The 18,627-nt window shown below is 63.8% G+C and carries 20 protein-coding genes and 1 pseudogene; 7 read left to right on the top strand and 14 right to left on the bottom strand.

Translation table 11 applies throughout. The features are described from left to right. Positions 1–35: 35 nt before the first annotated feature. Together LK440_RS05820 and LK440_RS05815 are read right to left on the bottom strand one after the other, a co-directional pair. Positions 36–887: a helix-turn-helix transcriptional regulator gene (locus tag LK440_RS05820; protein WP_227944791.1), complete on the bottom strand. Its 852-nt coding sequence runs from the start codon at positions 885–887 to the stop codon at positions 36–38. 32 nt (positions 888–919) lie between these two features. Further along, on the bottom strand, positions 920–1,756 hold the full coding sequence (locus LK440_RS05815; protein ID WP_005019603.1) for an MFS transporter: 837 nt from the start codon (positions 1,754–1,756) through the stop codon (positions 920–922). Between the two features lie 95 nt (positions 1,757–1,851). Between LK440_RS05815 and LK440_RS05810 the strand changes: the two genes are divergently transcribed. Together LK440_RS05810 and LK440_RS05805 are read left to right on the top strand one after the other, a co-directional pair. Further along, positions 1,852–2,682, top strand: a complete 831-nt coding sequence (locus LK440_RS05810) for an AraC family transcriptional regulator (protein WP_005014320.1) — start codon at positions 1,852–1,854, stop codon at positions 2,680–2,682. Positions 2,683–2,860: 178 nt separating this feature from the next. Continuing rightward, positions 2,861–3,472: a superoxide dismutase gene (locus LK440_RS05805; protein WP_005014322.1), complete on the top strand. Its 612-nt coding sequence runs from the start codon at positions 2,861–2,863 to the stop codon at positions 3,470–3,472. A 65-nt stretch (positions 3,473–3,537) separates the two neighbouring features. Here the strand turns inward: LK440_RS05805 and LK440_RS05800 are convergent, their stop codons facing one another. Beyond that, positions 3,538–4,752: an MFS transporter gene (locus tag LK440_RS05800; protein WP_005014326.1), complete on the bottom strand. Its 1,215-nt coding sequence runs from the start codon at positions 4,750–4,752 to the stop codon at positions 3,538–3,540. Between the two features lie 184 nt (positions 4,753–4,936). Between LK440_RS05800 and LK440_RS05795 the strand changes: the two genes are divergently transcribed. Continuing rightward, entirely contained in the window at positions 4,937–5,221 is a 285-nt protein-coding gene (locus tag LK440_RS05795) for a hypothetical protein (RefSeq protein WP_005014328.1), read from the top strand. A 3-nt stretch (positions 5,222–5,224) separates the two neighbouring features. Here LK440_RS05795 and LK440_RS05790 read toward each other — a convergent pair whose 3' ends face one another. From LK440_RS05790 to LK440_RS05755, 9 genes are read right to left on the bottom strand one after another with little or no spacing between them, the layout of a single operon-like run. Then, positions 5,225–6,382 (bottom strand): iron-containing alcohol dehydrogenase, encoded by a 1,158-nt coding sequence (locus LK440_RS05790; protein WP_005014330.1) that lies wholly within the window; start codon positions 6,380–6,382, stop codon positions 5,225–5,227. A 9-nt stretch (positions 6,383–6,391) separates the two neighbouring features. Further along, entirely contained in the window at positions 6,392–7,834 is a 1,443-nt protein-coding gene (locus tag LK440_RS05785) for an aldehyde dehydrogenase family protein (protein WP_005014331.1), read from the bottom strand. Positions 7,835–7,856: 22 nt separating this feature from the next. Beyond that, the gene (locus LK440_RS05780; RefSeq protein WP_005014333.1) at positions 7,857–8,585 is read right to left on the bottom strand and encodes an ABC transporter ATP-binding protein; all 729 of its coding nucleotides are present in this window, start codon (positions 8,583–8,585) and stop codon (positions 7,857–7,859) included. Continuing rightward, positions 8,585–10,348 (bottom strand): branched-chain amino acid ABC transporter ATP-binding protein/permease, encoded by a 1,764-nt coding sequence (locus tag LK440_RS05775; protein WP_005014336.1) that lies wholly within the window; start codon positions 10,346–10,348, stop codon positions 8,585–8,587. The genes LK440_RS05780 and LK440_RS05775 overlap by 1 nt, the downstream gene beginning before the upstream one ends. Next, positions 10,345–10,629, bottom strand: a complete 285-nt coding sequence (locus LK440_RS05770) for an ABC transporter permease subunit (RefSeq protein ID WP_005014337.1) — start codon at positions 10,627–10,629, stop codon at positions 10,345–10,347. The genes LK440_RS05775 and LK440_RS05770 overlap by 4 nt, the downstream gene beginning before the upstream one ends. 10 nt (positions 10,630–10,639) lie before the next feature. Beyond that, positions 10,640–11,281: an ABC transporter substrate-binding protein gene (locus tag LK440_RS17840; protein ID WP_242697913.1), complete on the bottom strand. Its 642-nt coding sequence runs from the start codon at positions 11,279–11,281 to the stop codon at positions 10,640–10,642. After that, positions 11,217–11,822 (bottom strand): ABC transporter substrate-binding protein, encoded by a 606-nt coding sequence (locus tag LK440_RS17835; RefSeq protein WP_230580944.1) that lies wholly within the window; start codon positions 11,820–11,822, stop codon positions 11,217–11,219. Before LK440_RS17835 ends, LK440_RS17840 begins: the two co-directional genes overlap by 65 nt. Before the next feature lie 58 nt (positions 11,823–11,880). Beyond that, on the bottom strand, positions 11,881–12,222 hold the full coding sequence (locus tag LK440_RS05760; protein ID WP_005014339.1) for an AtuA-related protein: 342 nt from the start codon (positions 12,220–12,222) through the stop codon (positions 11,881–11,883). Then, positions 12,219–13,556 (bottom strand): acyclic terpene utilization AtuA family protein, encoded by a 1,338-nt coding sequence (locus LK440_RS05755; RefSeq protein ID WP_005014342.1) that lies wholly within the window; start codon positions 13,554–13,556, stop codon positions 12,219–12,221. The genes LK440_RS05760 and LK440_RS05755 overlap by 4 nt, the downstream gene beginning before the upstream one ends. Before the next feature lie 99 nt (positions 13,557–13,655). On the opposite strand from LK440_RS05755, the gene LK440_RS05750 reads away from it, so the two are divergent. Both LK440_RS05750 and LK440_RS05745 read left to right on the top strand, forming a co-directional pair. Beyond that, positions 13,656–14,558: a LysR family transcriptional regulator gene (locus LK440_RS05750; protein ID WP_005014344.1), complete on the top strand. Its 903-nt coding sequence runs from the start codon at positions 13,656–13,658 to the stop codon at positions 14,556–14,558. Between the two features lie 83 nt (positions 14,559–14,641). Further along, a pseudogene (locus tag LK440_RS05745) lies at positions 14,642–15,100 on the top strand (bifunctional transcriptional activator/DNA repair enzyme AdaA); the annotation flags it as partial. Here the strand turns inward: LK440_RS05745 and LK440_RS05740 are convergent. Continuing rightward, positions 15,092–16,042: an IS481-like element IS481 family transposase gene (locus tag LK440_RS05740; protein WP_005013747.1), complete on the bottom strand. Its 951-nt coding sequence runs from the start codon at positions 16,040–16,042 to the stop codon at positions 15,092–15,094. The pseudogene LK440_RS05745 and the gene LK440_RS05740 sit on opposite strands and share 9 nt — an antisense overlap. Before the next feature lie 104 nt (positions 16,043–16,146). Here LK440_RS05740 and LK440_RS05735 point away from each other — a divergent pair, with 104 nt between their 5' ends. Both LK440_RS05735 and LK440_RS05730 read left to right on the top strand, forming a co-directional pair. Continuing rightward, entirely contained in the window at positions 16,147–17,151 is a 1,005-nt protein-coding gene (locus LK440_RS05735) for an AlkA N-terminal domain-containing protein (RefSeq protein WP_005014348.1), read from the top strand. Positions 17,152–17,156: 5 nt separating this feature from the next. Next, the gene (locus tag LK440_RS05730; RefSeq protein WP_005014350.1) at positions 17,157–17,696 is read left to right on the top strand and encodes a methylated-DNA--[protein]-cysteine S-methyltransferase; all 540 of its coding nucleotides are present in this window, start codon (positions 17,157–17,159) and stop codon (positions 17,694–17,696) included. Between the two features lie 21 nt (positions 17,697–17,717). On the opposite strand, the gene LK440_RS05725 is transcribed toward LK440_RS05730, so the two are convergent. Next, positions 17,718–18,308 (bottom strand): lipid-binding SYLF domain-containing protein, encoded by a 591-nt coding sequence (locus LK440_RS05725; protein WP_005014351.1) that lies wholly within the window; start codon positions 18,306–18,308, stop codon positions 17,718–17,720. Positions 18,309–18,627: the final 319 nt, after the last annotated feature.

Below are 18,627 nucleotides of genomic sequence, written 5' to 3'. Positions count from 1 at the left end.
GCGGAAGTTTTAATGCCGATCGCGGAAGACTTTACTTACCGTGCCACGTCGCGCGGCAAGACCCCGTAATGGAGATGGAAAACCTTGCTGAAATGCGAATCGGTATAACCACACGCATACGCGGCCTGGCTGACCGTCAGCCGGCCCTCGGCCAACAGCGCATGCGCCTGCGCCATACGCGCCTGCCGCACAAAGGCGTACACGCTCTGTCCGAACAAGCGTCGAAATCCGCTGGTGAGCTTGTTGACGTTAATGCCGACGGCCGCAGCCAGCGCGGGCAGGCTGGGCGGTTGCTGCAGATGGGCCAACAGCTGATCGCGCGCCTGATGCAAGCGCTCGCAGTCGGCAGGAGAAAGGCCGCTGGACGCCGGGCGCGGCAGCAAGGCCGCCAGGGATAACGCGGCCAGTTCACTCGCCTTGGCGGAGAGATAAAGTTCTCGCAGCGCATCGGGTACCGGACAATCCAGCATCTGGCGCGCCAGCGCCATCAGACCAGGAGGGGCAGCCCGATTAGATTCGGCATAGGCATCAGTCCCCGCCCCGAGACGATACGCCAGCTCATCGCCATCGAGGCCGCAACTGCACGCCAACGCATCAAGGGGCAAGCGCACAGATACAAAGCGCAGCTGAGATTGGCTGTCGAACTCATGCTCCATGGACCAGGGCTCGCGACACAGACTGTGATGCACGGCCGGGCCGCACACCGTTGTCACGCGCCCACCTCCCACCCGGTAGCGCAGTCGCCCTTCCAGCAACAGCACCAACTTCCAGCCTGGCGAAAGCGCTTCGGGCATGCGTTCGGCACGCAGAAAACGCAGCGACCCGCCCGCCAACTGCATGGCGGGCCTGGACGCTGGCAAAGACCAGTCCGGCCCAACGGTACTCACGATGCCTCACTCTCAATTGAGAGTGACTATTATTATCTTTTTTGTGCTGAAGGCAAAACACCATCGCCGAGCAAGCGCGCCCGCCCGGCCAACGCCCCGAAACCTGCCATGGCCACGCACAGTACGACCCCGATACCCAGAGGCTGGGTCCAACTGTGCGACCATGCATACGCCTTACCTGCCAGAAGCGGCCCGCTGGCTACCAGCAGATAGCCCAAGCACTGTGCCATGCCGGATAACGCGGCGGCCGTGCGTGGAGTGGCCGCTCGCAGCCCCATGAACATCAACGCCAGAATCAAACCTGCCCCCGAGCCTGCGCCCAGGCAGAAGGCCCACAGGGGCGCCCACGCAGGCCAGAACGACAGTCCGAGCAGAGCCAGCGCCAGCGGCCAGCCGCCAACACCGGTCAGCGGCACTGCGCTGGCCGAGGCGATTGCCGCTGCGCCCCCCATGGTCAGCGCGCAGGCGGACGTCACCAGCGCGACTCGCCCTGGAAAGTCGCGTTTGATGATGCTGGGCAGCAGGACATTGCCTAACGCGATGCCCATCCCCGCGAGCAGCGTGCCGGCATAAAGGGCCGAGATGGCGCCGGCAGATCGCAGCAGGACGCCGGCGGCGATCGCCAACAGCGCGACCAGCACCGTGCGCTCCAGGCCATGGGCGCGAGCAATCGCGCCGGCAAACGGCGACACCAGCCCGAACGCCAACAAGGGCAAGGTGGTCAGCAGGCCAGCCTGGGCTGCCGACAGCCGGAACTGCTCCTGCAGAATGGACAGGACCGGCGCCACGGCCGTGACGGGCGCGCGCAGATTGGCGGCCACCAGCAACAGGCCGACAACCAGCCACACCGTGCGGGATCGATTCGACATAAGAGACTCTGATTACGTAAACCAGGAGCCTAGCGTGTCCGGTATCTTCATGAATTAAGCTATATAGACATTAAATCGCTGAATTCCGCCAAATCATGTCCATGTTTGCCCCGCGCTCGGTAGAGCTGGTCCAGGCTCTGCAAGATGTGAATATGGAGACGCTGCGCAGCCCGGCAGTCGGAATACGCGTAGACGTCTCCGATATCCAGAGCGAAGTCCCCGTGCACAGGCATCAGCAGGGGCAACTGGTACTGGCCTTGAAAGGCGCCGCCATCTGCGAGGTAGCCGATGCCTTGTGGATGGTTCCGCCGCACTGCGCGGTCTGGGTGCCTGGCATGATGCCGCACAGTATTCGGGCCACCGCCAACGCTCGGCTGGCCTATCTCTTCGTGCAGCCCGGCGCGGCCGCGTTGCCGGCACGCTGCTGCACACTGGGAATCACGGCACTGGTGCGTGAGCTTGTCCTGGAAATGGCCCGGCTGCCGGCCGACTACCCGGGCGACGGCCCCGAGCAGCGCAAAGCAACCGTGCTGCTGGAAGAGTTGACGCGCATGCCCGTGACGACCTTGCATCTGGCGGTATCCCAGGAGCCTCGCGTGCGCCGCATTGCGCGACGGCTGGCGGAGCACCCTGCCGACCGGCGCACGTTGGGAGAATGGGCGGCATGGGTCGCGATGAGCGAACGCTCGCTCGCGCGGCTGGTGCAGGCCGAGACCGGTTTGAGCTTTGGTCGGTGGCGTCAGCAGATCCATCTGATCGAAGCACTGCGCCTGTTGGCTAGCGGCCACCGTGTGCAACAGGTCGCCGGCGCGCTAGGCTACGACTCGGTCACGGCCTTTATTTCCATGTTCAAAAAGTCCCTGGGCAAGCCGCCAGCGCGCTACATTGCAGAGATGGGCCTCGACGCGGCGCAGCCATACCGATAGCGCCGAAGGTGGCCAAAAGCCCTGTCCGCGGCAAGGACTTACTTCGCCCTGGCCGTAAAACTCCCTACCATTCGCCTCTTCTGCCTAGGATCGCTCACCATGCCCGCTCACACCGCCGTCTCCTGTCCGGTGCGCCATGTCGGCGCCCCGAGTATCCCCGGACAAGAAGGAGATCGAGATGGCTTACACCCTGCCTAGCCTGCCCTATGCCTACGACGCGCTCGAACCGCATATCGATGCGCAGACCATGGAAATCCACTACACGCGACATCACCAGACGTATATCAACAACCTGAATGCCGCCCTGCAGGCCAAGGGGCTGCCCTTTCCTCCCATCGAAGAACTGGTCGCTGGCATCGAAACACTGCCCCAGGACGTCCGCGCCGCTGTACGCAACAACGGTGGCGGCCATGCCAATCACAGCCTGTTCTGGGAAGTGATGTCGCCCAAGGGCGGCGGAAAGCCGCAAGGCCGTCTGGCCGCCGCGATCGATGCCGACCTGGGAGGACTGGATAGCTTCAAAGAACAGTTCACCAAGGCGGCACTGACGCGCTTCGGTAGCGGTTGGGCCTGGTTGAGCGTGGGGCCGGACAAGAAATTGGTGGTGCAAAGCAGCGCCAATCAGGACAGCCCCCTGATGGAAGGCTATACCCCCATCCTGGGTCTGGATGTCTGGGAGCATGCCTACTACCTGAAGTACCAGAACCGCCGTCCGGACTACATCGCGGCGTTCTACGAGGTCGTCAACTGGCCCGAAGTGCAGCGCCGCTACGAGGCTGCCCTGGCCTGATCATCTTGCTTACTGCGCGCGAGCCCCCGGCTCGCGCGCGCCGCGCTGACCCAGGCCAGCGCGGTTCAGCGAGCACGTTTGCGCATATCGGCCAGGGCCCAGTAATGGGTGGCCAGACCTGCAAGGGCGAGCAGGCCGCCCACCCACCCGGTCGACGACCAGCCCAGCCCGGCGTCGATACTCACGCCGCCAAGCCAGGCGCCCAGCGCGTTGGCCACATTGAACGCCGAATGATTCAGCGCCGCGGCCAGCGTCTGCGCATCGCCGGCCACGTCCATCAGCCGCGTCTGCAAGGTCGAGCCGAGCGCCACGATGGTGCCGATGAGCAACACATTGATCGAACCCAGGATCGCGCTGTGCGAGGTCAGGAAAAAAGCCGTCAGTACGATAGCTGCCCAGATCAGTACATACCGGATGGTCAGTTCAATATTGCGGTCGGCAAAACGCGAGCCGAGCAAATTGCCGCTGACCATGCCCACCCCGAACAGCGCCAGCACGGCCGGCACCCAGGCCTCTGGCATGTGCGCGACCTCGATCATGGTCCGTTTGATGTAGCTGAAGACAGAGAAGATCCCGCCTGAACCGATCGCGCCGATGGCCAGGGTCAGAATGACCTGTTTGCGGCGCAACGCATCCAGCTCACGCAAGGGGCTGGCGGCCTTGTTACCCGGCATGTATGGCACCCAGCGCCAGACCAGCAAGGCCGTCAGCAGGCCGATGGCGCCCACGATGGCAAACGCCGATCGCCACCCCAGCCACTGCCCGATGGCCGCGGCGATGGGCACGCCCACCAACGTGGCGATGGTCAGGCCCAGCAACACCATGGCGACGGCCTGCGTTCGTTTATAGATCGGCACCAGACCGGCTGCGACCAACGCGGCAACGCCAAAAAACGTGCCATGCGGAAAACCGGTGAAAAAACGCGCGGTCGCCATGGAGGCAAAGCCCGGGGCTGCGGCGCTGACAAAATTACCCAAGGCGAACACCAGCATCAAACCGATCAGAAAGCTGCGCCGTGGCCAGCGCGCCCCCAGCACTGCAAGCAGTGGCGCTCCTATGACGACGCCCAAGGCGTAGATGCTGATGAGGTGGCCTGCCTGGGGAATGGACACTCCCAGATCGCTGGCGGCGTCGGGCAGCAGGCCCATGATGACGAATTCGCCGGTGCCGATGCCAAAGCCGCCCACCCCCAAGGCAAAGAGGGCTCGGCGGGTTTGGGCGGGAGAAAGTTCAGGAGACGCTGCGGCAAGGTCGTCGACGATGCCTGGAGAAATGGACATATAACGGGTGCTACCAAAAAACGGAAGACGGCCGGCGCCGAGGCAGCCTAGCCTGCCTCCATGTTAAGCCATGGCGGCGACCCGTGCCCAACGCTCCAGGCGCGTGCAGGGCTGCGTTGCAGCGGCTGCCGCAGCGCGATCCCCGATTTTCTGCCCGCTTTTCCCCGCCTCGGCCCCGACCACCATGACGCCCCGCGCTTTTACGCGCCTGGCCGCAGCAACTCATGCTGGCTTGCCCGCCGCATGGGTTTCGCGCCCGGCCACGCAGGTCTGGCTGGTCGGCGGCCCGCCAAATGCTTGGCGGGCCGCGAGCTGCGACGCCGTCGCGTCGGTCTACTGCTATCGCGCCGCCGTGGCACGCGCCACGGCGGCGCAGGCCCGGCGACGGATCATCCTGGCAGACCTTCGCACTCTCGGGCAAGCCGCGAACATCGAGATCGTGCTGGCCAGAACCGAAGCCTGCGCGTAGGCGTCAGAACGCGCGACGGAACAGGCCGCGGAAATCCGCCTCGGTCGTGTGGCGCGGATTCCAGCGGTTGTAATCCGCCGCATAGCTGCGCCGCGCCAGTTCGTCGAGCGCATCCTCCGCCACCCCTGCATCGCGCAACCGCACAGGCACGCCCAGATCCGCACATAGCTCACGTATCGCACCCACCGCCAGCCTCGCGGCCGCCAACGGCGGCACGCCGCGGCAGTCCAGGCCGAAGATGGCCGCCACATCGGCATAACGCGCCGGGTTGGCCATCAGATTGAACTCGGCCACTGTCGGCAGACACAAGGCGTTGGCCAAACCGTGCGGTATATGGAACAGCGCCCCCAAGGGCATGGCCATGCAGTGCACGTTGCCCAGGCCCGTGACGCCAAAGGACATCGCCGCCATCGAGGATCCGCACAACATGTCCATGGCTGCGGCCGTATTGCGCCGATTGGCCACGAACTGGCGGATACTGCCGACGATCAGCTTCATGGCGTGCAGATTCACGGCATCCGAAAAAGGATTGGCCAACTTGGACAAGTACGATTCGAATGCATGCACAAAGGCATCGATACCCGCATGAGCGGCCACATGCGCAGGCATGGAACTGACGGCCAGCGGATCGAGGATAGCCACCTGGGCAGGACTGAAGGCCGCATGCCGGATGGCCATCTTGACGTTGCGCGCCGTATCCGTGACCACGCAGGCGCCGGAAACCTCGGAGCCCGTCCCCGCGGTGGTCGGCACCGCGTACAGCGGCATGGGCGGGATGCTGAACTTCTCTATGCCTTCGTAATCGGCAATGCGTCCGCCGTTGGTCATCAGAATCGCCACCGACTTGGCAACATCGATGGTACTGCCCCCGCCAATGGCGATGATGGCCTGGCTTTGCCGGGCGCGGCACAGATCGTAGGCAGCGTGCACCGTGGTGTCACTGGGGTCGGGTTCGACCTCGGCGAACACTGCCAGCGACAACTGCCGCTCGTTCAGGCTGGCCATGATGGCTCGCGTGATGTCTGCCTGCGCCAGCGCCGGATCCACGACCAGGAACACCCGTTGCGCGCCTGCGCCAGCCACGATGGCCGGCAGTTGCTGATGGGCGTTCACGCCAAAAACCAAACGGGTCGGGCAGGAAAAACTCGAGACTGTGTACATGACAGAGACCTAGATTCGGATGCAGATGTTCTTGACCTGGGTGTATGACAGTAACGCGTCCAGGCCCTTTTCACGCCCGAAGCCGGACTTACGGTAGCCGCCAAAGGGCAGTTCCACCCCGCCACCGGCGCCATAGCAATTGACGAAGACCTGTCCGGCCTGCACCCGTTGCGCCAGGCGGTGCGTGCGGCTGACATCGCGCCCCCAGATGCCTGCGACCAATCCGTACTCCGTGCCATTGGCAATATCGACCGCCTCGTCGATATCATCGAAAGGCAGCAGCGTCAGCACGGGCCCGAAGATCTCTTCCTGGTGCACCCGCATCTGCGCGTGGGCACCATCGAGCAATGTCGGCATCACGAAGTTGCCGGCGTCGAGGTCGGCGCCGGCAACCGGCTGCCCGCCCGCAATGACGTCCACCCCCTCCCGACGGCCGATCTCGATGTAGCCCTGCACTTTGCGTTGCTGATCGCGGCTGACCAGCGCCCCGATGTCGGGGTCGCTTAACCCGGGCCCGACCCGCAGTTGGCCGACCAACGCCGTCAAGCGTTCGCGCAGGGCCGCGTGTGCGCCGCGCTGCACGAGAATGCGCGTGCCCGCCGAGCACGTCTGACCCGCGTGCGGAAAGGCGGCTTTCAGCAGCAGCGGCGCAGCCATGTCCAGATCGGCATCGTCCAGCACGATATTAGGCGACTTGCCTCCCAGCTCCAACAGCACGGGCACAATATTCTCGGCGGCTGCCTTCATCACCCCTTTGCCGGTCGCAACCGAACCGGTAAAGACCACCAGCCCGACGCCAGGATGCGCGGCCAGGGCGGCTCCCGACTCATGGCCCAAGCCGGTCACGACGTTGAGAACACCAGCGGGCAGGCCTGCCTCGTGGCAGATGCGCGTGAGTTCCAGCACGCTCAGGCAGGCCAGCTCGGCTGGCTTCATCACCACCGTATTGCCGGTCGCCAAGGCCGGCGCCAGGCCGCGCGAGGCGATCTGCAAGGGATAGTTCCAGGGCACGATCTGCGCGGTCACCCCCATGGGTTCGCGCACGGTGAAATCAAAATACTCCGCCCCCAAGGGGATCGAGGTTCCGAGCACCTTGTCTGCCACCCCCGCGTAGTATTCAAAAAACCGGGCGGCGGCCACGGCATCGGCCTGTGCCTGTTTGAGCGGCTTACCCGTGTCCTGGCATTCCAAACGGGCCAGATGGTCCTGCTCCAGAGTGATGCGCCGGGCAATCTCGGCCAATATGCGGGCGCGCTGCACAGGCGGGCACTCCGCCCAACCGCGCAAGGCGCGCCGCGCGCTCTGCACCGCGGCGTCGACCTCCCCGGCCTGGCCGCGTGCAATCCGAGCGATCGGTTCTCCGGTGGCCGGGTCCAGCACATCGAGCATTTCGCCCGAACCGGCAGCCCCCCATACGCCGTCGATAAAGCAACCATATTGAGCCAGCGTCATGGCAATTCCTTATTCAATGAAGTCAATGGACGGCCTCGGGCGCGAACTCGCCGCCCAGATAGGCCTCGCGTATGCGCGGGTCGCGGCGCAAGTCAGCAGCCAGACCCTGCAGCGTCATCGTTCCGCCTTCGAGCACATAGGCCGGATCGGCAATAGCCAGCGCCTGATTGGCCATCTGCTCAACCAGCAGTATTGTCATGCCCGCATCGCGCAGGCGTTTGAGGCCTCGAAAAATGTCGGCCGTCACCAGGGGTGCCAGCCCCAACGACGGTTCGTCGAGAATCAACAGGCACGGGTTGGACATCAGCGCCCGCGCAATGGCCAGCATCTGCTGCTCGCCACCGCTGAGCGTGCCTGCCACCTGTTCACGGCGCTCTCTGAGCCGGGGGAACATCTCGAAATAGCCTTCAATCTGCCGGGCCAGGCGGGGCCGGTCGTGACGTATCAGATAGCCGCCAAGCAGCAGGTTCTCGTGCACGGTCTGATCCGTAAACACCTGCCGGCCTTCAGGCGCCATGGCCAGTCCGGCCATGACCCGTTCGGGTGTAGACAGGCCGCACAGATCTCGGCCCTCAAAACGCAACGCGCCCGCCGCCGGCATCAAACCCATGATGCCGCGCAGCAGGCTGCTCTTGCCCGCGCCATTGGCGCCTAGCAAAGCCACGATCTCGCCCTGCCCGATATGCATGGATACCCCGCGCAAGGCACGCATGGGCCCATAGGAGATCGCCATATCCTCGATAGCCAGCATCAGTCCTCCCATCCCGTATCGGTGCCCAGATAGGCTTCGATGACGCGCGGATCGTGCTGAATCTGCCGGGGATTACCCTCGGCGATGACGATGCCGCGATCGAGCACCACGATGTGATCCGAAATATTCATCACCAGACTCATATCATGCTCGACCAAGAGCACCGCCACGCCAAGGGCGCCAATGCGGCGCACCAGTTGACCCAGCTCGCGCGTCTCCTGGGGGTTAAGACCGGCGGCGGGCTCATCCAGCAACAACAGCGCGGGACGGCTGGCCAGGGCGCGCGCCAGTTCGACTCTGCGCTGCACGCCATAGGGCAGACTGCCGGCCACGGCCTGCGCGTAACCGGACAAGCCCGTAAATGCCAGGACATCCAGTGCTTCCTGCCGTGCCTGGGCTTCCGAAACGCCCTGCTCCAGACGGGTGTGCGCACCAACGAGCACGTTATCCAGCACGGACAACACGCCAAAAAGACGCAGGTTCTGAAACGTGCGCGCCACCCCGGCGGCGGCCAGTTTGTGCGCACCCGCATGCGTCATGTCGCGGCCTTGCAGCATCAGCGTGCCTGCGCTCGGCGCGATCACGCCGGTCAGGATGTTGATCAAGGTGCTCTTGCCCGCCCCGTTGGGCCCGATCAGCGCATGAATGTGCCTGGGCTGCAAGACCAGATCGATGTTCTGCGCCGTCATCACGCCGCCAAAGTTCTTGCATATGCCTTTGAGCTGCAACAACGGCACGTCCGCGGCCACATGCCGATGCGGCAACGCTGGCTCGCAGGTCTGCACGCCCGTCGGTCCGGCCGCTGGTGTGCGCCGTCTGTCGAACAGGCCAACAATGCCCCGCGGCATGAGATACAACGCGAACAAGAGCATCGCACCATAGATGAAATGCTGCGCAAATGGCCTCTGAGCCAGGAATACCTCAGCCAGCGTCAATACGACGGCGCCGGCCAAAGGGCCATAGATCGTACCGGCGCCACCGAGCAAGACCAGCAGCAAGATGAACACCGACAGATGAAATGTGATGAAGTCAGAATTGAAGTATTGGTTCTGCTGCGCCACCAACGCCCCGGCCAGACCGCACAAGGCCGCGGCCACCATGAACGCCAGCGTCTTGTAACGATATACCGCAATACCAGAACAGGCCGCTGCAATCTCATCAAACTGCAAGGACAACAATGCCCGACCGAACCTGCCTTGCAACACCCGTTTGAGCACAAGGTGAACCAAAAGGCTCAGACCGAGCACCAGCCACACCCACTGCTGCAGGCTAAACGGTGCATCGGCCCAGGCCAGCGGCGCGATGCCATAAATACCCTGGGCACCACCAAACACATCGGTCCACTCTGTCACGAGTTTTTCAACGACGATGCCAAAGGCCAGGGTCACCAATGCCAGGCTCGGTCCCTTGACGCGTAGCGATGGCAAGGCAATCAACAACCCCACCAGCGCGGCCGCCAGCGGCGCGGCCAACAGCGCCCAGGCCGGATGCCAACCCCAACGCGTGGTAAGCAAAGCCGCGGCGTACGCGCCCGCAGCAAACAAGCCTGCCTGGCCGAGCGACTTCTGCCCGGCATATCCGGCCAGCACATTCATGCCTGCGGCGCACAGGTAATAGACGCCACACATGAACAGAATGCGCAGATAGAAATCATTGGTCAGCACCATGGCCAGGACGGCCAGAAGCGCCGTCGTCGCCACCGCGGCGAAAGGCGGCATGCGCGGGCCGGCTGCGGGCGGCGCCTGAGTTTGTGCGACGCTCATACTTTTTCCACCAGTGTCTTGCCGAACAGGCCGTTAGGAAAGGCAGCCAGCACCGCAAGCACATAGGCCCACGGCGAGGTGGCCGGATCGATGGCCAGCGCGCTGGCCACCAGGCCGACCGCAGCCAGGCCCACGAAAGCGCCCACGGACACGAAGTCGCCTTGCGCGAAATTCAATGTGCGCGTGGTCGTGTAGGTCAGGCTGAAACCCAGGGCGATCAATGCGTAGATGCCGCCCATGGTCAACCCGCCGATCAAGGCCTGAAGTAGGGTCGTCGACATGCCCGGATCCTTACTTCTTGAAGTCGGCGGCGGTCATGGCGTCGAGCACCGGATCCGCAAAGTCCACGACACTGCCGCCCTGCCAGCGCGACCAATGGTAGTCCTGCGCCTGCAGGCCCTCGTGATTGGTGGCCGTAAAAGGTTTCTGGTATTGCTTGACCAGACCATCGACGGGCTGCTGCAGATCCTCCATGGCCGCTCGCACGGCCGCGCCATCCAGGCTCTTGGCCTGCTCGGCCGCCGCCGCCCAGACCAGCACCGTGTCGTATGCCTGGCTGGCGGCCCAGAACATCGACGGGTTGGCCAACTTCGGACCGATACGCTCGAGCAAGGACTTCGCTGCCGGTGACTTGGCCTGGCTGGACGTGGTGAGAAACACCGGCCATTCCATCAATTTATTGCCGGCAACCTGCGGAAAACCGCTGAACGACGCCGCCCAGGTCGTCAGTACGCGGGGCATGTAATCGATCTTCTCCATGCTGCGCACCAGATGCCCCAGCGGCGCGGCCTGCGCCCACACCACCAAGGTATCTACGCCGGCGGCTTTGGCCTTGCCCAACTGCGAGGTCATGTCCGTGTCGCGCGCGTCAAACTTTTCGATCACCACCGGCTTGATGCCGTGCAGTGCCGCGATCTGCTCCATATCCTTCAGACCCGCTTGCCCGTAGCCCGTAGTCTCGACAAAAAACCCGATTTTTTTTTGCTTGAGGGCTTTTGGCGGCATAGGCGATCAGGGCGGCTGCCTGGTCGCGGTCCACCATCGAAATGCGGAACAGATAGTTGGGATTGTTGCCCGCCGGCTCGGTGATCGCCGTACTTGAGGCGCTGGAGACCAGGACCGGCATCTTTTTCTGGTTGGCGATATGCTTCCAGGCCAGGGCATTGCCGGAATTGGTCGGCCCGAAGACGACGGCCACTTTCTCGCGGTCGATCAGATCGGTCATGTTCTGGATGGACTTGGGCGGCTGGCCCAGATCATCACGCACCAGAAATTCAAGCTTGCGGCCCAATACACCGCCGCGCTTGTTGATGTCCTCGACAGCGGCGGCGATCCCCATCACGCCGATCTGGCCTGATTCCGCTGAAGGCGAGCCCGAAATATCGCCGTTATAGGCGATCTTGATGTTCTCGGCGTGGGCGGTGCAGGCCACGATGGCGCTTGCCGCCACCAACCAATGCTTGACTGTCTTCATATGTCTCCTCCGATGGATGGGTAAGCCGTACGTAGCGGCTTGTTGTGGGCAGTGAGTGTCAGCCCGGCGCAGCGCCGGGCAGGTCGATCTCCAGGTCCAGCAGATACCCCGCCAGCGACTTACCGTGCGAATCCAGATTGAGCGAGTCATTCACTCCTCCGTCCAACACGTCGTCGATGACGAAATTCATGGCCGCCAATTGCGGCAACAGATAGCGGCGGATGGCGCCAGGCCGCCGATGCGCGAATACACGTCTGACCGCTTCTTCGGTTACCTGATCCACCAGGCTGTCGTAAAGTGCCGGGTCATAGGCAATGACGCTGATGTTGGAGCGATTGCCTTTGTCGCCCGTACGCCCATGCGCCACTTCAAAGAGGTGAACGCGCCTGCCGTTCGTCATGCCAGCACCTCGTGGGTTGCGTTGACCAGATTGCGGTCGATATAGGCCGAGCGCGTTTCCAGGCGCCGGCGCACCGCGCTGCGAACTCCGCCTCCGCCGGCCGGGCAGCAGCAATACAAGGCGTTGACTTCGCGTGCCAGGGTGTCGGCTTCCTCGCGTGCGGAGTATTTGCCCGCCACGCGCAGGCGTACATCACGCGCGCCGCCATCGGCCAGGACACTCATGAAACGTCCCTCATCATCGGCCAGCAGGCTCTGCACTCCGATGAGGTCGACCCGCAACTCGCCACCCAGGCGGCGCCGGATGACGTCGGCGGCCAGCCGCGCGCGCGTTTCGGCGCGCGGGCCGCCATAAGAAATCTCGGCCTCGCCCAGCCATCCCCCTTCATAGAAAGCGCGGACTTTCAAGGTGTCAGGACGACGATGGCCCCGCACCCCTGCCAGCGCGACACGATCTGCCCCCAGGTCGGTGAGCGTCGCCACGCTGATATCTGCCGTCACGTCCGGAGTCAGGTAAGCGGCCGGATCGTGCAATTCGTAGAGCAATTGCTCAGTGACCGTGCGGCGGTCGACGATTCCGCCCGTATCGTCGGCCTTGCCCACGATGCAGTGCCCGTCGGGCAGGATCTCGGCGACAGGAAAACCCAGATTCCACAAATCGGGTACATCCTTGAAACCCGGGTCGGCAAAATAGCCTCCCGTCACCTGCGAGCCGCACTCAAGCAGGTGTCCGGCCATCGTCGCAGGCCCAAGTCGATCCCAATCCTGCGGCGACCACCCGTAATGGGCCAGCGCGGGTCCGCAAACCAGCGACGGGTCCGCCACGCGACCCGTCACCACGATATCGGCGCCGTCGAGCAAGGCCGCCGCGATGGCTTCGGCGCCAAGATACACGTTGGCACTGACCAGGGCTGCCGGGCGGGCCAACCCGGCCTGCGCGATCAGCGTCTGAGCGTCTGCCCGCGCCAGCAGATCGTCGCCATGCACGATGGCGACTTTGGGCGCGCGCAGGTTCATGGCCTTGGCCAACCGCAGGATGTGTTGCGCCGCCCCCGAGGGATTGGCCGCGCCGAAGTTACTGACAATGGCGATGCGCTCGGTCAGGCAGAGCTCCAGCACCGGGCGCAGCAAGGGTTCGAGCAACGGCTCATAACCGGCCTGCGGATTCTCGCGGCGCGCCAGTTGTGCCAACGCCAGGGTCCGTTCGGCCAGGGTTTCCAGAATCAGGACGCGCCGGCCTGGCCGCCGGGCCAAGGTGCGCACCACGGGCAAGGCCGCGTCCAGGCGGTCCCCCGAAAATCCGGCCCCACAACCAATCCAGAGCGGCGTCACCATTGTCTCTTTGCATTGTTGGAATGGGCGAATTGTGGGCGGCGCCAACTCAGAAGTAAAATCGAAATTTCAAAACAACTAATCCAATATTCAAATCAATAGATGAACGTCTCCACGCGCCAGTTGCGCGCCTTTGTCAGCGCCGCCGACCAGCAGAACTTCACCCGTGCCGCAACCGAGATCGGGCTGTCGCAGCCGGCTTTCAGCGCCCTGATCAAGTCGCTGGAGGAAGAACTCGATGCGCAGCTTTTTGTGCGCAATACACGCAATATCGAGCTTTCGCCGTTTGGCAAGCTATTCGAATCCTTTGCCCGCCGCTCGCTCAACGAAACCACGACAGCCCTCCAACACCTGCAGGACTATGCCGCTGGCCGCATCGGCTCGGTTCAGGTTGCCGCCCTGCCCTCGGTGGCCGCCAGTTGGCTGCCGCCGGTATTTCGCCAGTTCCGTACCCAATACCCCGGCGTGACCACAGTGCTGCGCGATGGGATGTCGCAGAATTGTGTGGAGCTTTTGGCCGCCGGGGACATCGACTTCGCCATCGCCACGGAAGATCGCCATACCGCCAAGCTCGAACGCCAGTTGCTATGGCAGGACCAGCTCCATCTGGTCTGCCCGCCCGATCATCCGCTGGCCCGGCAGCGCAAACGCGTCACGCTGGAGCAGATAGTGCAATATCCCATCGTCAACTTCGTCAGCCACAGCAGCGTGCGCCAGCATGTGGACGCCGCGTTCAGCCCCTACCCGCTCAACACCGTGCTGGAGGTCGAGCATCTGGCCACGGCCAGCGCCATGGTCGAAAGCGGCGTCGGCCTGACTATCGTTCCTTCGCTGACGCTCTATCAATTCCGCCGGCCGTCGCTGGCCATCGTCCCGATTGAAGACAGCAGCTTCAAGCGCGAGGTCTTCATCCTCACTCACAAAAACAAACTGCTTGCGCTGCCCGCGCGCGCCATGCGCGATATGGTGATTGCGCATGTGGCGGGTTTGAAACGCGGAAGCTGACACCCTGGCACGCTATGAGGTCCGAAAATGGCGAGAAACCTGCGGCGGCAGGGTTTAGAGTGGATGACATGGATACCCAGCCAATGACCGGTGACGCACGCCAAGCGTGCTACAGCGCACTGAAAGCGAAAGATGCGCGGTTCGATGGACGCTTCTTCGTCGGCGTGTCTTCCACCGGCATTTACTGCCGGCCCGTTTGCCCGGTGCGCGTGCCAAAACTGGAAAACTGCAGTTTTCACCATACCGCCGCCGCAGCCGAACAAGCCGGCTTTCGCCCCTGCCTGTTGTGCCGCCCGGAACTGGCGCCCGGCCACTCGCCTATGGACGCCCGCACATCGCTGGCGCGGCGCGCGGCCAGGTTGATGGACGATCATGGCGGCCGCCACGCCAGCGTACGTGCGTTGGCGCAAGAGCTGGGCTGCACCGACCGCCATCTGCGCCGGGTCTTTATGGCCGAGTTCGGCGTCAACCCGATCCAATACCTGCAAACTAGCCGCCTGCTGCTGGCCAAGAACCTTCTCACCGATACCGACCTAGGTGTGAACTGTCAATAGGTTGTATTCGTCCAGGTTGAGTCTGGAGATGGGTACAGCGCGCCCGATGCCTTGGTGGGGTCGATGCCAGTTGTAGTGGTGTAGCCAGGATTTCATGGCATCGGCTCGGTGTTGGGAGTTCTGGTAGGTGTGAGCGTAAGCCCACTCACGCAAGGCCGACTGGATGAAGCGTTCGGCCTTGCCATTGGTCTGTGGGCGGTAAGGTCGGGTAAAGCGGTGCTTGATGCCCAGCTCATGGCACAGCGCGGCGAAGGCGCGGCTGCGAAAGGCCGAGCCATTGTCGGTGAGCAAGCGCTGGATGGTCACGCCCAGGCGCTGGTAGTAGGCCACTGCGTCCTTGAGGAACTGGACGGCGCTGGGGAAGCGCTCGTCGGGGTGGATGTCGGTGAAGGCCACGCGGGCGTGGTCATCGATGGCCACGAAGACGAAGTCCCAGCCGGCCCCCTCAACGGTATCGCGTCGGTTGCCCGTGACCCGGTGGCCAGGGCGCTGGATACGTCCCAGCTTCTTGATGTCGATGTGCAGCAGATCGCCGGGGGCCTGATGCTCGTAGCGCACCACCGGCTCGGCCGGCTCCAGGTCGGCCAGGTGCGACAGACCGGCGCGGGCCAGGACGCGGCTGACGGTGCTGGCTGACACGCCCAGCGCCTGGGCGATGCGCGCTTGGGTCAGCCGCTTGCGGCGCAGCTCCACGATAGCCAGCGCCTTGGCCGGCGCAATCGCTCGGGGCGAGACCGTCGGGCGCGAGGACGCATCGGCCAAGCCCGCCTGGCCCTGAGCCAGGAAGCGGCCCAGCCATTTGCGCACAGTCGGCGCGGTGACCCCATAGGCGCGGGCCGCTTCAGGCACACAAACTTGATGGGCGATCAATTGCTGGACCATTTCGAGGCGACGTAGGAAGGTCAATCGGGCATGCTTATGGGTGTTCATCCGGCCGGGCTCCTTGAGTGAACTGGGGGGTTGGCGATTTCCAGTTTCTCAAATCCGGTTCGGATGAACCATGCATACAACCTATTGAATCTTCACACCTAGCCGTGGTGGACGTGGCCCTGGCCGCCGGCTTTGGCAGTCTGAGGCGATTCAATGCGCTCTTTCAGGCGCGCTACCGCCTGGCGCCGACGGCGCTGCGTCGCCGCAAACGGGCCGAGCCCTCCAGCCAGATCCGGCTCAAGCTGAGTTACCGCCCCCCCTACCGATGGGAGACCATGCTCGGTTTTCTGGCGTCGCGCGCCATCCCGGGCATAGAAATCGTCGATGCACAACGCTACGCCCGCGCCGTGGCGCTTACCGGCACCGACGGCGGCATGCATACCGGCTGGATAAGCGTGCGCCACTTACCCGCGCGGCACGCGCTCGACCTCGAGGTGTCGCTGACCCTGTTACCCGTGCTTCCCATTGTGCTGGCCCGCGTGCGTCACCTCTTTGACCTGACCTGCGACCCTCATCCCGTGCACGAAGGCCTGGCCGGCATGAATACTCTGGCCGAGTCCATGCAAATTCTCGGCACCCGCCTGCCTGGCAGCTTCGATCCCTTTGAGATGGCGGTGCGCGCCGTCCTCGGCCAGCAGATCACCGTCGGAGCCGCCCGGACTCTGGCCAGCAGGATGGTCAGCCATTACGGCATCGCCGTGGAAACAGGCGTGCCGGGCTTAAGCCATGCCTTCCCGTCACCCGAGCGTATTCTGGAGCTGAATGGCGACATCGAGACCCACCTGGGGCCGCTGGGCATCATTCGTACGCGTGCACGCACGATCCGGGCCTTGGCCCACGCGCTTAGCACCGGCGAGCTGGACTTCGGGCCCGGCGCCATTGCCGAAGATGAAGTTCAAAAATTACTTACGCTGCCGGGCATCGGCCCCTGGACCGCCCAGTACATCGCCATGCGGGCCATGGCCTGGACGGATGCCTTCATGCCGACCGACTTTGGCGTGAAGAAGGCGCTGGCGCCACGCACAGCCGGCCAGATTCGTGAGCTGGCTCAGGCCTGGCAACCCTGGCGCAGTTACGCCACAATCAATCTCTGGAATGCTCTTCACTGAACGCGATGATGTACAGCCACGACTACCTTTCTCCACTGGGTCCGCTGCTTCTGACCAGTGATGGCCACCATCTGACAGGCTTGTGGATCGCGGGCCAGAAGTACCATGGAGGCTCGATCCGTGCTCCCTTGACGCCCGCCCCGGACCGGGCGGAGTTCAAACGTGTCGAACATTGGCTTGACGCCTACTTTCGCGGTGCAAAGCCTGCGCTCGCCGATCTTGACCTCGCTCCTCAGGGAACGCCGTTTCGGCAATGCGTCTGGCAGGCGCTGCGCGAGATTCCTTATGGCCAGACCACCACCTATGGCGCCATCGCGCGGCAGATTGCAGAGCAGACCGGCAATCGGCCTGTCGCCGGCCAGGCCGTGGGCGGCGCCGTTGGCCACAACCCGATCTCCATCATCATCCCGTGCCACCGCGTCGTGGGCAGCAGTGGCAGCCTGACGGGATATGCGGGCGGTCTGCACAGAAAACTACGCCTGCTCGCCCTAGAAGGCGTAGACACGACAGCATTTTTCTTGCCCAGAAAGAGCACGGCCGCCTGACGCCCCCGGCTGCCTGCGGCATCACGGGCTTGCCCGCGAGATCTTCGACCCCTCCAGACCCATACCCGCCATCAAGCCCTGGCCCCCGAAAGGCACGGCAAAAACATCCTGAGAGAGAGTGGTCGTCGAAACACTGGACGCAAACGACTTATCCCACAGCACCACACTCGGTCCGCTACCCAGTGCCCAGCCATCACTTTTGGCCAGATAGTCCAACGACGTGCGATTCATGAAGAACAGTGCGTAGGAAAACATCTGCGCGCCGGCTTGCAGACCGACGGACATCGCGGAGATGTCGTAGTAGCCCACCACTTCCTTACCCTTGAACAGCACGCCCTTGCCGTGCTCGCCTCCGACCACGAAACCGGCCTTGTATATCTTGGGAAACACCAGGACGGCCTCGGCCTTCTCTCCCAGCTCGGCGCTGCCGGGCACCTTGACGTACAGATGCTGCAAGGCCTGCGCGGCCTGAGCACGCAGCTGCTGGCCGTTGTCGGCTGCCATCGCCACGGCACCCTGCACAAACACCACCAGCGCCATCAGGGCGGACAACGACACACGCGCCAGCACGCGGCGCACACTCACCACTCCAACATGACTTGCCACCCGCATGAAACACCTCTGATCTGCTTGGTTGTCTCGTCGCATACGGCGACGCGGCGCAAGTATTGAGACCGGCCATGCCGCTGTCAACAAAACCAAACCGTACTTGGCGCCAAAGCCACAACCGCTTCAGGTTGACGCCGAAAGGCAAGCTGCCAGACGCGTAAACCACTAACCTTGCGCCGCCCTGTCGGCTTACACTAGCGCCGCAGAGTGCAAGACCAGACAGAAGCCATGGGCCATGGATCACGAACTCCAGGCTTCGGGCCCAACGACCGCCAGGAGCCCGGCGCTTTGTCCCGCGCGCATCCGGGCGGCACGCGCCCCC

Source organism: Bordetella holmesii, from assembly GCF_020735985.1.
Lineage (GTDB): Bacteria > Pseudomonadota > Gammaproteobacteria > Burkholderiales > Burkholderiaceae_B > Bordetella > Bordetella holmesii.
Note: the sequence above shows the minus strand (reverse complement) of the source record. Positions and strands in the feature narration are given on the sequence as shown.

Excerpts from the sequence above, each read along its gene's own strand:
- LK440_RS05760 (WP_005014339.1), bottom strand. The coding sequence starts at position 12,222 with ATGACGAACGGCAGGCGCGTTCACCTCTTTGAAGTGGCGCATGGGCGT.
- LK440_RS05795 (WP_005014328.1), top strand. The coding sequence starts at position 4,937 with ATGACGCCCCGCGCTTTTACGCGCCTGGCCGCAGCAACTCATGCTGGC.
- LK440_RS05750 (WP_005014344.1), top strand. The coding sequence starts at position 13,656 with ATGAACGTCTCCACGCGCCAGTTGCGCGCCTTTGTCAGCGCCGCCGAC.
- LK440_RS05730 (WP_005014350.1), top strand. The coding sequence starts at position 17,157 with ATGATGTACAGCCACGACTACCTTTCTCCACTGGGTCCGCTGCTTCTG.
- LK440_RS05815 (WP_005019603.1), bottom strand. The coding sequence starts at position 1,756 with ATGTCGAATCGATCCCGCACGGTGTGGCTGGTTGTCGGCCTGTTGCTG.
- LK440_RS05790 (WP_005014330.1), bottom strand. The coding sequence starts at position 6,382 with ATGTACACAGTCTCGAGTTTTTCCTGCCCGACCCGTTTGGTTTTTGGC.
- LK440_RS05755 (WP_005014342.1), bottom strand. The coding sequence starts at position 13,556 with ATGGTGACGCCGCTCTGGATTGGTTGTGGGGCCGGATTTTCGGGGGAC.
- LK440_RS05800 (WP_005014326.1), bottom strand. The coding sequence starts at position 4,752 with ATGTCCATTTCTCCAGGCATCGTCGACGACCTTGCCGCAGCGTCTCCT.
- LK440_RS05725 (WP_005014351.1), bottom strand. The coding sequence starts at position 18,308 with ATGCGGGTGGCAAGTCATGTTGGAGTGGTGAGTGTGCGCCGCGTGCTG.
- LK440_RS05785 (WP_005014331.1), bottom strand. The coding sequence starts at position 7,834 with ATGACGCTGGCTCAATATGGTTGCTTTATCGACGGCGTATGGGGGGCT.
- LK440_RS17835 (WP_230580944.1), bottom strand. The coding sequence starts at position 11,822 with ATGAAGACAGTCAAGCATTGGTTGGTGGCGGCAAGCGCCATCGTGGCC.
- LK440_RS05770 (WP_005014337.1), bottom strand. The coding sequence starts at position 10,629 with ATGTCGACGACCCTACTTCAGGCCTTGATCGGCGGGTTGACCATGGGC.
- LK440_RS05740 (WP_005013747.1), bottom strand. The coding sequence starts at position 16,042 with ATGAACACCCATAAGCATGCCCGATTGACCTTCCTACGTCGCCTCGAA.
- LK440_RS05805 (WP_005014322.1), top strand. The coding sequence starts at position 2,861 with ATGGCTTACACCCTGCCTAGCCTGCCCTATGCCTACGACGCGCTCGAA.
- LK440_RS05810 (WP_005014320.1), top strand. The coding sequence starts at position 1,852 with ATGTCCATGTTTGCCCCGCGCTCGGTAGAGCTGGTCCAGGCTCTGCAA.
- LK440_RS05780 (WP_005014333.1), bottom strand. The coding sequence starts at position 8,585 with ATGCTGGCTATCGAGGATATGGCGATCTCCTATGGGCCCATGCGTGCC.
- LK440_RS05775 (WP_005014336.1), bottom strand. The coding sequence starts at position 10,348 with ATGAGCGTCGCACAAACTCAGGCGCCGCCCGCAGCCGGCCCGCGCATG.